Source organism: Ciceribacter lividus (assembly GCF_003337715.1).
Taxonomy (GTDB): domain Bacteria; phylum Pseudomonadota; class Alphaproteobacteria; order Rhizobiales; family Rhizobiaceae; genus Allorhizobium; species Allorhizobium lividum.
Window position 1 is genome coordinate 48,602 of sequence record NZ_QPIX01000005.1, and the last position, 12,439, is coordinate 61,040.

Here is a 12,439-nt window from a genome sequence, read left to right on the forward strand (position 1 = left end):
TATGCGTCAAAGGCCGACATTCGGCCGGTCGATGATCTCGCGGAGCGCAAAGCTGGAGTTGATCTTCACCACATGCGGCAGGGCCGACAGCCAGTCGCGATGGATGCGCTCGTAATCCTCGAGGTCCTTGGCCGCGACGCGAAGGATATAGTCGTATTCTCCCGACATCAGATAACAGACAAGGACGTTCGGGCACCGCTTCACTGCTGCCTCGAAATCGGAAAGCGTTTTTGCGAACTGACCCGAAAGTGAGATGTGCACGATTGCGATCATCTTGTATTCGAGTACCTTGTTCGACAGCCGCGCGTGATAGCCGCTGATCACACCCGAGCGTTCGAGGATGTCGTGACGCCGCGAACAGGCGGAGGCGCTCAGCCCGACCTTTTCGGCGAGCTCAGCATTGGTCATGCGACCGTTTTGCTGAAGTGCCTTCAAAATCGCAAGATCAATCGCGTCTAGTTCCTGCATTCGAATATCCTTCGATGAACCTGTCTTTGCGTGCAATAATGCGCGAAATTAATGCTGGTCAAAATTGAAATTTGCAAGGACATTTTGCGTCTTCGGTGTTTCAAATTCGGGGTCAAATCACCCGTGGCGAAAACGCCGGCAAGAGAGGAACGAAAATGCTCGTAGGCTGCCCCAAGGAAATCAAGAATCACGAGTACCGGGTCGGGCTGACCCCCGGTGCCGTCCGCGAATACGTGGCGCACGGCCACAAGGTGCTGATCGAGACAGGCGCGGGCGGCGGCATCGGCGCCGACGACAATGCCTACATCGCGGCGGGTGCCGAGATCGTCGCCTCGGCCAAGGACATCTTCACCCGTGCCGACATGGTCGTGAAGGTCAAGGAACCGCAGCCGTCGGAATGGTCGCAGCTGCGTGAAGGCCAGATCCTCTACACCTATCTCCACCTCGCTCCCGATCCGGAACAGACGAAGGGCCTGCTCGAATCCGGTGTAACGGCCGTCGCCTACGAAACCGTGACCGACGAGCGCGGTGGCCTTCCGCTGCTCGCTCCGATGTCTGAAGTCGCCGGTCGTCTGGCGATCCAGGCAGGGGCCACCGCGCTGCAGAAGGCGCATGGCGGCCGCGGCGTGTTGCTCGGCGGCGTTCCGGGCGTGCTTCCGGGCAAGGTCACCGTCATCGGTGGTGGCGTCGTCGGCCTGCATTCCGCGCGCATGGCGGCCGGCCTCGGTGCCGAAGTCACCATCATCGACCGCTCGCTGCCGCGCCTGCGCCAGCTCGACGACATCTTCGCCGGCCGCGTGCGCACGCTCTATTCGACGATCGACAGCCTCGAGCAGGCCGTCTTCGCCGCCGACCTCGTGATCGGTGCCGTGCTGATCCCGGGCGCCGCCGCGCCGAAGCTCGTCACCCGCGAAATGCTCTCGGGCATGAAAAAGGGAGCCGTCATCGTCGACGTTGCCATCGACCAGGGCGGCTGCTTCGAGACCTCGCATGCGACCACGCATTCGCATCCGACCTACGAAGTCGACGGCGTCGTGCATTACTGCGTCGCCAACATGCCCGGCGCGGTGCCGGTCACGTCCACCGAGGCGCTGAACAACGCCACGCTCATGCACGGTCTGGCGCTCGCCGACCGCGGCCTGCGTGCCCTCGCCGAAGACCGGCACCTGCGCAACGGCCTCAACGTGCATCGCGGACGCATCACCAACCGCCCGGTCGCGGAAGCGCTCGGCTATGAGATGCACGCGCCGGAGATGGTGCTGAACGTCGCGTAACGTAAGCCTGCGCCTCGGCGTAGACATTCCGTAACGTTAATAAGATGGCAGGATGTTCCTGCGGGCTTCACGACCGGCCAGTCTCTGGCCGGTCGTTCGCGTTTCCACTCATGCCCGGTCGATACGGCATTGGTAGCAGTTGTTGCTGGCCGATCGGACGTGCACGTAGGCAATGTCGTCCCGTTCGAGAAGTTCGGCGGCATACTGCCTGATCTCCTCGCGCGGCACGACGGCGCCGGAACCGTAGACGATCCGGTCGTTGTCGCCGTAGCCGCGCAGGATGTAGCTCGGGTGCCGCAGGATCGGCGGTAGCGTATCGCCGCCGTCATAACGCTCGCAGGCCTCGGCATGCAGGAAGATCGGCCCGGTCTCCGCGTAGGGCTGGAGTGCGGGGAAGGGGCGGTGTGCCAGCGTGAGATAAGGCTCGCCGGCGCCGACCAGGCGCAGGCAGTGACGGCAGGGAACGCCGTCGCCGTCGGAAACGCGTCGCTCCGGGGCGAGGCCATAGGCGTCGGCCTCTCCCTCGCGATAGCCGGCTGCGGAGGTGGACGATAAGGCGGAAAATTGGATCATGGACATGGTGTCTCCTTTCTATGCCGCCATTTTCCGACACCGCCGTTCCCAGGCCACCCGTTTCCTGCCGACTTGTGAAAAATTCCGCCCAGATTTGGCTATTTCCGCAGATTGCCGCCGCGTGCCCGGATGCACTATGCAATGAATTCGGGCTGTAGAATTCGGGGGAATTATGCGCAGAAAACTTATGTGTGCGGCGCTCGCCTGTGTCGCGTTTGCTGTACCTCATGCCGCGCGGTCGGAAGAGGTGCTCGATCTTGGCAAGCTCAACGACGAGCAGATGACCGAGGCGATCAATTTCGTCACGGGCAACGCGATCTTCGTTCTTTTCCACGAAGCTGGCCACATGCTGGTTTCCGAACTCGGCGTGCCGGTTCTCGGCCGTGAGGAAGACGCCGTCGATGCGTTGTCGTCGATCCTGCTTCTCGAGGCCCATGACGAGACGCTCGACCAGGCGATCACGGATTCGGCGGACGGCTGGTTCCTGGCGAGCGACAAGAGTGCCGAGAACGGTGACGAGCTCGCCTTCTGGGACAGTCACGGGCTCGACGAGCAGCGTGCCTACCAGATGGTCTGCATGATGGTCGGCAACGACGCCGAGGGCTTCAAGCAGTTTGCGGACTCGATCGACTTCCCGCAGGAGCGGCGTGAGGAATGCGCCGTCGAATACGCGCAGACGGCACAGAGCTGGGTGAGCCTGCTTGCGCCTTACAACAGGACCGACGGCAAGAAGGCCGACATGAAGGTGACCTATGAAAAGGTCGCCGACGAGGAACTCGCCGCCTATGCCTCCATGATCCAGTCGGCAGGACTGCTCGAGGTCGTGCGCGACGTGTTTGCCGAAAGCTACAAGCTGAAGGACGGAATCCGCGTCACGGCCAAGGCCTGCGGCCAGCCGAATGCCTTCTGGCATCCGGGCGAACGCGAGCTCACCTATTGCTACGAGCTTGCGCAGATGCACATGACGCTGATCGCCGACTACCTGCTCAACAAGGCGGAATGACGGAACCGGCGCGGCCTCACGAGGAGGCCGCGTCCCGGCGGATCATCTGAAGCAGTTCTTCCTCGGTGAGCGGCTCGACGAGCGCGTCGAAGGTCTCGACCGGCGAGAAGCCGAAACGCTGATAGAGCTGCAGGGCGCGCGGATGGTCGAGCGTGTTCGTTGTGACCGTCACCTTTTTCGGATCGTTCTGCCAGGCGAGATAGAGCGCCTGCAGCAGGAACCACTTGCCGAGGCCCATGCCGAGCACGTGCTCCATCAGCCCGAAATAGGAAAGCTCGACGACGTCATCGTTCTTCTGTGCCAGTTCGAAGAAGCCGGCCGGTGCACCGTTGACGTAGAGAACGTTGATGCTGACCTTCGGGTCGTGGACGATCGCGCGCAGTTCGGCGTCGTTCATGCGCAGCCGGGCGTGCCAATGCCAGCGTCCACCGACCTGGCGCTGCAGGAAGCGGTAGAAGGGCAGCGGAATCTCGACCGCCCGCATGATCGCGGTCTGGATGTTGACAGGGACCGGCAGGCTCGTCTTCGGCGGTGCCGTCATCTCGAGCCGCGTGACGTGCGCGCGAAGCGGACCATGTGCCCTCGGTGCGACCGGTCCGGCGGGGCCGGTGGTGACCGGCGTTTCGGCGCGGCCACCCCATTCCGACCAGGAGCCGTCATAGAGCGTATTGTCGCGATGGCCGAGCGATTCGAGCGCGAGCGTTATCACTGCCGCCGTCACGCCGGAGCCGCAGCTGGTGACGACCGGCTTTGCGAGATCGATGCCGGCGTCGGTGAAGATCGAGCGAAGCTTGGCGAGGTCCTTCAGGTGCCCGCCCTCGGAGAGCGAAAGCGCCGGTACGCTGCGGGCGCCGGGCATGTGTCCCGAGCGCATGCCCTCGCGCGGTTCCGGTTCCTCGCCGGTAAAGCGACCGGCCGGCCGGGCATCGGCAATCTGCCGCGAGCCGGTGTCGGCGATCTCCTGCATTTCCGCGAACGAGGTCAGCCGTTCACGCTGGAAGCTGGTGGCGAAGTTGGCCGGGGCCGGTTCGGGCAGGTCGGTTTCGAGCGGCCGGCCTTCTGCCTTCCAGCCGTCGAGCCCGCCGTCGAGCACGTAGACGCTGCGGGCCCCCATGACGCGGAACATCCACCAGACGCGCGGGGCGGAGAAGATGCCCGGGCCGTCGTAGACGACGATGGTGTCGGTCGCCGAAATGCCGAGCTTTCCGACTTCTTCGGCAAAGAGCTCCGGCGAGGGAAGCGAATGCGGCAGCCCCGTCGTCTGGTCGGCGATCACGTCCTGGTCGAAGAAGACTGCACCCGGAATGTGCCCGGCGGCATATTCGACCGCGCCGTTGCGGCCCTGTGCGGGCAGGTACCAAGACGCGTCGACGATCCTGAATTCCGGCGCACCGAGTTGCTTTTCCACCCAATCGGCGGACACGACGAAGCGACTTTTCTCCGCAGGCATGGTTTTCTCCCGTTGCCGTCAGGCAAGGGCGTCCGGTGTTCCGAAACGGATGCGGAACCGGCGGTTCTCCTTGCCCTTCTTTTCAATCTTGGCGATGTGAATCGCCCCGACCTCCTGGGTCTCGGAAACATGTGTGCCGCCGCAGGGCTGGCTGTCAACGGCGGAGTCTTCGCCGATGCAGACGAGGCTCACCCGGCCCATGCCGACCGGCGGGCGCACGTTCTTCGACTTGACGATGCCCGGATTGGCGACAAGTTCGTCGTCGGTGATCCACTGTACGAAGATCGGATGGTTTTCCGAAACGAGCCGCATCAGCTCTTTCGTCACCGCGTCGCGGTCGATCGTCTCCGTCATGTCGAAGTCGACACGCGATTCGTCCTCGCCGACGGAGGCGCCGGTGATCGGGAAGGGGCAGACGACCGAGAGCAAGTGGCAGGCCGTGTGCATGCGCATCAGCTTGTACCGGCGCGGCCAGTCGACATGCATCACGATCGTTTCTCCGGCCGTCGGAAGATCCTGCCCCTCCGCCGGCATGTGGAGGATGATGTCCTTCGTCGCACCGTGCCGTGTGACGTCGAGCGTGATCCGGGAACCGTCGGCGCGTTCGAGAAAGCCGGTGTCCCCGGGTTGGCCGCCCGAGGTTGCGTAAAAGCAGGTCCGGTCAAATTCGATGCTGCCGTCCTCGTTGACCGCCGTCACCACCGCCTCGCAGGTCGAAAGATAGAAGTCGTCGCGATAGAGAGCGGTGGTCGGCATGGTTTCTCGCTTATGCGGCCTCGAAGGGCAGATCGAACTCGGGTTGCGTCTCGAGCCAGCCGGGCACCGGCAGGGCCTTCGACGCAAGGAAGGCTGGATTGAAGAGCTTGGACTGGTAGCGGTTGCCGTAGTCGCAGAGCATGGTCACGATGGTATGCCCCGGACCGAGCTCGCGGGCAAGGCGGATCGCACCGGCGATGTTGATGCCCGACGAGCCGCCGAGGCAGAGCCCCTCCTGTTCGACGAGATCGAAGATAACCGGCAGCGCTTCCGAATCGGGGATCTGATAGGCGAAGTCGGGTGTGAAGCCTTCGAGATTGGCGGTGATGCGGCCTTGACCGATTCCCTCGGTGATCGAGGAGCCGGAGGATTTCAGTTCGCCGTTCCGGTAGTATTCGTAGAGGGCGGCGCCTTCGGGATCGGCGATGCCGATCTTGACGTCGCGCTTCAGCGCCCGCAGGCCGGCGGCGGTGCCGGCAAGCGTGCCGCCCGAGCCGACGGCGCAGATGAAACCGTCCACCTTGCCGTCGGTCTGCGCGAAGATCTCGCGCGCGGTGGTCGCGACATGAGCGTCGCGGTTGACGGTGTTGTCGAACTGGTTTGCCCAGATCGCCCCGTTCGGCTCCGTCCTTGCGAGCTGTTCGGCGAGGCGGCCGGAGAGCCGGACGTAGTTGTTCGGGTTCTTGTAGGGAACGGCCGGAACCTCGACGAGCTCGGCACCGAGCAGACGCAGCGCGTCCTTCTTTTCCTGGCTCTGGGTTTCGGGAATGACGATCACGGTCCGATAACCGAGCGCCCTGGCGACCAGCGTCAGCCCGATGCCGGTATTGCCGGCCGTGCCTTCGACGATGACGCCGCCGGGCGCGAGCAGGCCTTTCTTCTCGGCATCGCGGATGATGAAGAGGGCGGCGCGATCCTTGACCGACTGGCCGGGGTTCAGGAACTCCGCCTTGCCGAGAATGGTGCAGCCGGTCGCCTCCGAGGCGTTCTTCAGCCGGATGAGCGGCGTGTTGCCGATCGCCTCGAGGACGGAGGGATGAAATGCCATGGGATGAGCCTTCTCTTTGTCGGAAGATTAAGGAGCGACTTTTCAAATCTCAAGACGAAGAAGACAAGGAATTCGGTTCCGCGGTGGAGCGCCTGTATAGAAAAACCGTGCTTTGCGGGCGATTGGCCGCGAGCGCGATCTATCCGGCCGACGGACCCGCGAGCCCGCGAAAGGCCGCGAGCGCCCGTTCGCGCGCCGCCTTGTGGTCGACGATCGGCAGTGGATAGGTCTTGCCGAGGGAAACGCCGGCGTCTTCGAGCACTGAAAGCGGCGCGTCGAAAGGCCTGTGGATGAACCTGTCCGGGAGTGCCTTCAGCTCCGGCACGAAGCGGCGGACATAGGCGCCGTCGGGATCGAATTTCTCGCCCTGGCTGACCGGATTGAAGATGCGGAAGAAGGGGGCGGCATCGGCGCCGGAGCCGGCGACCCATTGCCAGCTCGCGGCATTCGACGCCGGATCGGCATCGACGAGCGTGTCGCGAAACCAGCGCTCGCCCTCGCGCCAGTCGATCAGGAGGTCCTTGACGAGGAAGGAGGCGACGATCATGCGCACACGGTTGTGCATCCAGCCCATCTGCCAGAGCTGGCGCATGCCGGCATCGATGATCGGGTAACCGGTCTCGCCGCGCTGCCACCGCCGCAGCCCTTCCGGATCGTTCCGCCACGGGAAGCCGTCGAACTTTTCCGAAAAGTTGCGGCGTGCGAGCGCAGGAAAGTGAAAGAGCAGGTGATAGCCGAACTCCCGCCAGACGAGCTCCTTGCGGAAGCTGGTGACGTCCTCGGCAGGGACGCTCCCTGAAAGTCCTCGCGTCGCGTGCCACACCCGTGCCGGGGAGATTTCGCCGAGGGCGAGGTGCGGCGAGAGCATGGAGACATGCGGTTCGGCCGGGAAGTCGCGGCCGACGGCATATCCTGCGAGCCCGGTCCTGACGAAAGCCTCCAGCCGCTTGCGGGCGCCGGCTTCGCCCGGCGCCCAGACCTCGCGGAATGCCGCGGCCCAGTCCGGCTTCGCCGGCAGGAGGTGCCAATCATCAAGCGTCTCGGTGTCCGGCCATTCGGCCGGCGCGGGCAGGGTGCTCCGCGCTTCGATCGGGTCCTCGGGCTCTCCGGACGCCTCGAAGGCGCGCCAGAACGGCGTATAGACGCGATAGAAGCCGCCTGTGCCCGTCTTCATCCGCGACGGCTCGTGCAGCAGCTGGCCGGAAAAGCTGTGCACCGCGACCCCGTCGGAGCGAAGCGTCGACTTCAGGTCCGTATCCGATTCGATTCCCGCGGGATCGTAACGTCGGTTCCAGAGGACTTCGGTCGCGCCGGTCTCGGCGATCAGGTCCGACAGAATCGCTTGGGGAGCGCCGCTGCGGAGCAGAAGCCGGCTGCCGAGTCTTTCCAGCGCGTGGCCGAGGGCGACAAGCGAGTGGTGCAGCCACCAGGACTGAGCGGCGCCGAGCGGTCCGTTGTTCGGTTCGCGAATGTAAAGGGGAAGCACCGGCCGCCCCGTTGCGGCCGCATGGGCGAGTGCGCGGTTGTCGTCGAATCGCAGGTCCTTGCGGAACCAGAGAATGACCGGGGTGCCGCCTGGATCGTGCATGTTCCGTCTCGCGGGTGCTCCTGGCGCTATCTTATACGAGATGGATGGCAAGGGGCTATGGCGGAACCTTCCCGCTGGCGGCGGGTGTGGAGGCTGCTCATTTCGTAGCTCCGAACTCGTCGCCACGATCGAGCGGGCGCGCACGGCGCTTTCCGCCGGCGATGTTGAGGCGGCCTTGCTGCTCTCCTCCGGGGCCTATGAGCAGGCGAAGGCGGCGGGCGCCTATGCCGAAAAGGTAAAGGCGAGCCGCGAGCTGATCGACAAGGCGCGGCGCATGCAGGCTGACGCTCTGAAGATCGAAAGCCTCTGCTACGTGGCCATGGCCGATGCGGTGGACGAGGCGCAGGTGAACGGCAAGCTTTCGCGCGGCGGCCGGCAGAAAACGGTCCACGACGAGGACCGTTTCACGCTCGAAGAGGTTGGGATCGACAAGCGGCGTCTGCATGAGGCCCGCAGCATCCGCAATGCCGAGCGGGCGGAGCCCGGCTTCATCGAGCGGGTGGTGGAGGCGCGTCTCGACGAGGGGCTGGAGCCGAGCCGGGCGGGGCTGAAACGCGCAGCAGGCCACGCGATCGGTACGAAGACGGCGACGAAGGACGAGCGCGGCGAAGACCTCTACGAGACGCCGATCGAGGCCGTGCGCACACTGCTGGCGCTCGAAAGCTTCACCACGCATGTCCTCGAGCCGAGCGTCGGCAAGGGGGGCGATCCTGCGGCCGCTCGAGGCGGCGGGCTATGACGTGCGGATCTCCGATCTCGTCGATCGTGGTGTTACGACGCAGCACGGCGAGTGCCAGCAGGTCAGCGATTTCATGGCCATGCGGCGACGCGGCGAACGCGTGGGGCCGGATACGTCCACGGGTGACTTTGCCACGATGTCTCCCGGCTTCAACGGTGTAAACGGCGGTTTGACCGTCGACCGCGCGCTCACTGCGCTTCAGCATGTCGGTAGTGGGTCCGTATCCTATACCGGTGCATTTGTTGCGACGACGCTCGCGCTTGGTGGCGACAATGTGATCAAGTTCGGGCAGTCTTCATCCGTCCGGTCCGGTATGTCCCAAGTGCCCGGAAGCTCGCTGGCGGCCAGTGGTGATACTGTCTCGTTTCAGTGTTCTGTGCCAATCGAGGGATGGTCCTGATCAGCGCTTTTCGAGCAGGAACCAGGTGATGTCATCCGTCGGGAACAGCGGGTCCCGGTGGTAAATGAAGCCATAATCGACCAGATGCAGCGACGGATACGCTTCGAGTATCTCTCCGGCGAAGTCCCGCTTGAACAGCCTGTCGGAGTGCCCGCGATAAGGTATCGCAGTCGGTGACGGGTTGTAGTACTCCGCCACCAGCACATATCGGCGACTGGCTTCGACCAGCCGCTGATACGCCGTCGGCAACTGGTCCGGGTTGACGTGGATCAGCACGCCGGCAGTGAAGGCCATGTCCACCTGTGGCCAGTCGACGGCATCTAGCAGAGATCCGCATGCCGACCGTATGCCGGGAATCCTGGCGAGTTCGTCGTGCGCCGCCGTATTGATTTCGATGGCCTGCAGATCGAGCGACGGCAGAAGATTCCTGATTGCCAGAAGATTGAGGCCGATATTGGCGCCGAGCTCCCGGACCGATGCGACGCCATTCGTCCGACTAAGAATTCTGGCGAACATTGCTGTTTTTGCGGCGATCTCATGAGTTCCGGCGTTGCGGCCAATATAGAGGTCGCCAAATTCTCCGGCCCAGAAATCTTCCTGCGCTGTGACGTACGACAACGGGCTGCCTCCATGCATCTCGTGATTGGCAGATTTAGATACGTCGAACAATCCGAAGATGCAAGCCGTGCACGCCGGTCGGCGCGTTCACTGATCTGATCTTCTCAACACAAGGATAGAACATCATGACTTGGAACGGTTTCAAGGGCCGGGCCAGGCGGATCGACGACGCCGATCTGCCGCTGCTCGGCCTTCAGATCGGCGTCGGTGAGGATGAAATCCATGCCTTCATCGAGGCGGAGACGCGCGGGTCCGGCTTCGATGCGCAGGGCCGGCCGAAGATCCTCTTCGAGCGGCACAAGTTCTACAAGTATGTCGCTCCGGAGAAGCGCAAAGCCGCCGTTGCCGCCGGTCTCGCCAGCCCGAAGCCGGGCGGCTACGGCAAGGAAAGCGAGCAGTATGGCAAGCTCCGGCGGGCAATCGAGATCGACGAGCATGCCGCGCTTCTGTCCTGCTCGTGGGGTCTCGCACAGGTCATGGGGTTCAACTGCAAGCTTGCCGGCTATGACAGCGTCGAGGCCATGGTGCGCGCCTTCATGGACGACGAGGAGGCGCACCTGCGAGCGGCAGTGAACTTCATCCGCAACTCCAGGCTCGACGACGAGCTGCGGCGCCATGACTGGGCCGGTTTCGCCCGCGGCTACAACGGCGAGAACTATCGCATCAACCGGTACGACGAGAAGCTCGCGGCCGCCTATGCCAAGTGGTCGAATATCCGCGACACGCCGATTCCTTCGTCTGTCGACAGCAAGCCGGCAGCACCTGTCCAGCCGAAACCTGTTGCACCTGCTCCCGTGCCGGCGCCGGCATCAACGCCGCCTGCGGCCGCGCCCGCCGTGATCGACCGGCAGGCCGGAAAGGCCGACTGGATCACCGCCCTCGTCAACGCCATCGCGGCTCTCCTGAAAGGACCGAAGAAATGAAAAAGCTGATTGAAGCCGTCGTCCGGTTTCGCACCTGGATCGTCAACCTGGTCCTCGCGCTCGCCGTCATCCTGCCGGACCTCCTGAACTCGCCCGAGATACTTGCCGTCGTGCCGGCGGAATATCAGCGCTGGATCGTCGCGCTCGCCTTCCTGATCAACATCTGGCTCCGTCCGCGCCCAGCCGTCATCAAGACCGACCTCGAGGCGAGTGTCAGCCGAAGCAAACGGCGATGAGTGCGATCTCGAGGAAGCTTCGGAACGTCGAGGGTGGACGGGTCATGTTCTGGTGTCCGGGGTGCGGCGGCGCGCACGCGATCACCGTCGAGGATGCACCCAATCGGCAAGGGCCGATCTGGGGCTACAACGGGAACCCGGATGCGCCGACCTTCACGCCTTCGATCTTCGTCAACGCGCCGGGCCGACATCACAATCCGAGGGCACCTTCCTGCCATTCCTTCGTGCGTGATGGCCGTATCCAGTTTCTCGGTGACTGCACCCATGCGCTTGCAGGGCAGACGGTCGACCTACCTGATTTCGATAGCGGCGACTTATGATAGCTCTCGTCCTCAACGCACTGACTGGCGGGTTGCTGAAAGCCTGGCAGGCCAAGCTTACGGCCGACAGCGACGAAAAGCGGGTGATCGCCGATGCGGCGATTGCCGACATCAACCGACAGATCGAGGCGCGCCGCGAGGCGACCGAGATACGGCGCGCCACCGCCGGTTTTTGGGAAATGCGCGTGGCGATCGCACTCGTTGCTTGGCCGCTCGCGCTGCACCTCGCTCTGGTGACCCTCGACACCATGCTGACCGGCGTTTCATGGGGTATCCCGCGCTTGCCGGCGCCGATGGATGAATGGCAGGCCACAATCCTCCTTTCGCTCTTCGGGCTTCAGGGTGTGACCGGCAGCTTCTGGGCGATCGCGGCGGTGATCAGAGGGCGGCGGTAGCTACCGCCCACGGCGTGAATGCAGACGACCGACCAGCCGACATCTCTAGGACCAAAGGGGCAGGGGCTTGAGCGAGGAAAGCGACATGACCACGGTGAAGGCGCCAGCCTGGAAATGGGAGTGGAACCTCAATACGATCGTGATCCTGATCGGTTTCGCCGGCGGGATCGCCGCATGGGGGGCGACCTGGGCGCGGCTGACGGACGGGCAATCCGCCAATCGCGCCGCGATCGACCGGATCGACAAACGGGTGACGAGCCTCGAGGCGCTGCCCCGGCTGATCGACAATCACGAATTCCGCATCGGCAATGTCGAGAAACAGGCCACCGATTCGGCGACCGCGATGCGGGCGGTGGAAAGCACACTCAACAGCCCCGCCACGGACATGCGGGTGACGCGCGAAATACTGCAGCGGATCGAAGCAAGCCAGAGCGGACGGGGGAGGTGAGTAGGGGGGAAGCGGAACGGACTGCCACACCTGAAAAAAGTGTGGCGAACGGTTCAAGTCCAAACTGCCACACCTGAAAAATCTATGAGCAAATTCAGGTGCTTGCGCGACGTTTCGGGGAGCGGTGGAGGCCTCGCCCGGAATCGAACCGGGGTGCAAGGATTTGCAGTCCTCTGCGTAACCACTCCGCCACGAGGCCG

Annotated in this window: 16 protein-coding genes and 1 tRNA gene; 9 read left to right on the top strand and 8 right to left on the bottom strand. The window is 63.8% G+C overall.

Annotation, left to right across the window (positions count from 1 at the left end; genetic code table 11):
* Positions 1–6 precede the first annotated feature (6 nt).
* A complete protein-coding gene (locus DFR48_RS10145; protein WP_114363049.1) occupies positions 7–468 on the bottom strand; it encodes an Lrp/AsnC family transcriptional regulator in 462 nt (153 codons plus the stop codon).
* Positions 469–623: 155 nt separating this feature from the next.
* Here DFR48_RS10145 and ald point away from each other — a divergent pair, with 155 nt between their 5' ends.
* A complete protein-coding gene (gene ald / locus DFR48_RS10150) occupies positions 624–1,742 on the top strand; it encodes an alanine dehydrogenase (protein WP_114363050.1) in 1,119 nt (372 codons plus the stop codon).
* A gap of 108 nt (positions 1,743–1,850) precedes the next feature.
* Here ald and DFR48_RS10155 read toward each other — a convergent pair whose 3' ends face one another.
* Positions 1,851–2,321: a DUF1203 domain-containing protein gene (locus tag DFR48_RS10155; RefSeq protein WP_114363051.1), complete on the bottom strand. Its 471-nt coding sequence runs from the start codon at positions 2,319–2,321 to the stop codon at positions 1,851–1,853.
* A gap of 166 nt (positions 2,322–2,487) precedes the next feature.
* On the opposite strand from DFR48_RS10155, the gene DFR48_RS10160 reads away from it, so the two are divergent.
* Positions 2,488–3,318: a DUF4344 domain-containing metallopeptidase gene (locus DFR48_RS10160; protein ID WP_114363052.1), complete on the top strand. Its 831-nt coding sequence runs from the start codon at positions 2,488–2,490 to the stop codon at positions 3,316–3,318.
* A 16-nt stretch (positions 3,319–3,334) separates the two neighbouring features.
* On the opposite strand, the gene sseA is transcribed toward DFR48_RS10160, so the two are convergent.
* From sseA to DFR48_RS10180, 4 genes are all read right to left on the bottom strand, one after another.
* Complete coding sequence (gene sseA, locus DFR48_RS10165) at positions 3,335–4,768, bottom strand: 3-mercaptopyruvate sulfurtransferase (protein ID WP_114363053.1); 1,434 nt, start codon at positions 4,766–4,768, stop codon at positions 3,335–3,337.
* An 18-nt stretch (positions 4,769–4,786) separates the two neighbouring features.
* The gene (locus tag DFR48_RS10170; protein ID WP_114363054.1) at positions 4,787–5,524 is read right to left on the bottom strand and encodes an alanyl-tRNA editing protein; all 738 of its coding nucleotides are present in this window, start codon (positions 5,522–5,524) and stop codon (positions 4,787–4,789) included.
* A gap of 10 nt (positions 5,525–5,534) precedes the next feature.
* Positions 5,535–6,572: a cysteine synthase A gene (locus DFR48_RS10175; protein WP_114363055.1), complete on the bottom strand. Its 1,038-nt coding sequence runs from the start codon at positions 6,570–6,572 to the stop codon at positions 5,535–5,537.
* 139 nt (positions 6,573–6,711) lie between these two features.
* The gene (locus DFR48_RS10180; RefSeq protein WP_114363056.1) at positions 6,712–8,160 is read right to left on the bottom strand and encodes a cryptochrome/photolyase family protein; all 1,449 of its coding nucleotides are present in this window, start codon (positions 8,158–8,160) and stop codon (positions 6,712–6,714) included.
* Between DFR48_RS10180 and DFR48_RS10185 the strand changes: the two genes are divergently transcribed.
* Together DFR48_RS10185 and DFR48_RS10190 are read left to right on the top strand one after the other, a co-directional pair.
* Complete coding sequence (locus DFR48_RS10185) at positions 8,159–8,899, top strand: hypothetical protein (protein WP_114363057.1); 741 nt, start codon at positions 8,159–8,161, stop codon at positions 8,897–8,899. The genes DFR48_RS10180 and DFR48_RS10185 overlap by 2 nt on opposite strands.
* A 1-nt stretch (position 8,900) precedes the next feature.
* Complete coding sequence (locus tag DFR48_RS10190) at positions 8,901–9,299, top strand: hypothetical protein (protein ID WP_147273525.1); 399 nt, start codon at positions 8,901–8,903, stop codon at positions 9,297–9,299.
* On the opposite strand, the gene DFR48_RS10195 is transcribed toward DFR48_RS10190, so the two are convergent.
* Entirely contained in the window at positions 9,300–9,968 is a 669-nt protein-coding gene (locus DFR48_RS10195) for a pseudaminic acid biosynthesis-associated methylase (RefSeq protein ID WP_245415580.1), read from the bottom strand.
* 74 nt (positions 9,969–10,042) lie between these two features.
* Between DFR48_RS10195 and DFR48_RS10200 the strand changes: the two genes are divergently transcribed.
* From DFR48_RS10200 to DFR48_RS10220, 5 genes are all read left to right on the top strand, one after another.
* The gene (locus DFR48_RS10200; protein ID WP_114363060.1) at positions 10,043–10,840 is read left to right on the top strand and encodes an N-acetylmuramidase family protein; all 798 of its coding nucleotides are present in this window, start codon (positions 10,043–10,045) and stop codon (positions 10,838–10,840) included.
* Positions 10,837–11,076, top strand: coding sequence for a hypothetical protein (locus DFR48_RS10205; RefSeq protein ID WP_114363061.1), 240 nt, complete (start codon positions 10,837–10,839; stop codon positions 11,074–11,076). Before DFR48_RS10200 ends, DFR48_RS10205 begins: the two co-directional genes overlap by 4 nt.
* Entirely contained in the window at positions 11,073–11,396 is a 324-nt protein-coding gene (locus DFR48_RS10210; RefSeq protein WP_114363062.1) for a ubiquitination-like system serine protease family protein, read from the top strand. The genes DFR48_RS10205 and DFR48_RS10210 overlap by 4 nt, the downstream gene beginning before the upstream one ends.
* On the top strand, positions 11,393–11,791 hold the full coding sequence (locus tag DFR48_RS10215; protein WP_114363063.1) for a hypothetical protein: 399 nt from the start codon (positions 11,393–11,395) through the stop codon (positions 11,789–11,791). The genes DFR48_RS10210 and DFR48_RS10215 overlap by 4 nt, the downstream gene beginning before the upstream one ends.
* Before the next feature lie 85 nt (positions 11,792–11,876).
* Positions 11,877–12,239, top strand: a complete 363-nt coding sequence (locus DFR48_RS10220) for a hypothetical protein (RefSeq protein WP_114363064.1) — start codon at positions 11,877–11,879, stop codon at positions 12,237–12,239.
* Between the two features lie 125 nt (positions 12,240–12,364).
* Here the strand turns inward: DFR48_RS10220 and DFR48_RS10225 are convergent.
* Positions 12,365–12,438, bottom strand: a tRNA-Cys gene (locus DFR48_RS10225).
* Between the last annotated feature and the right edge of the window lies 1 nt (position 12,439).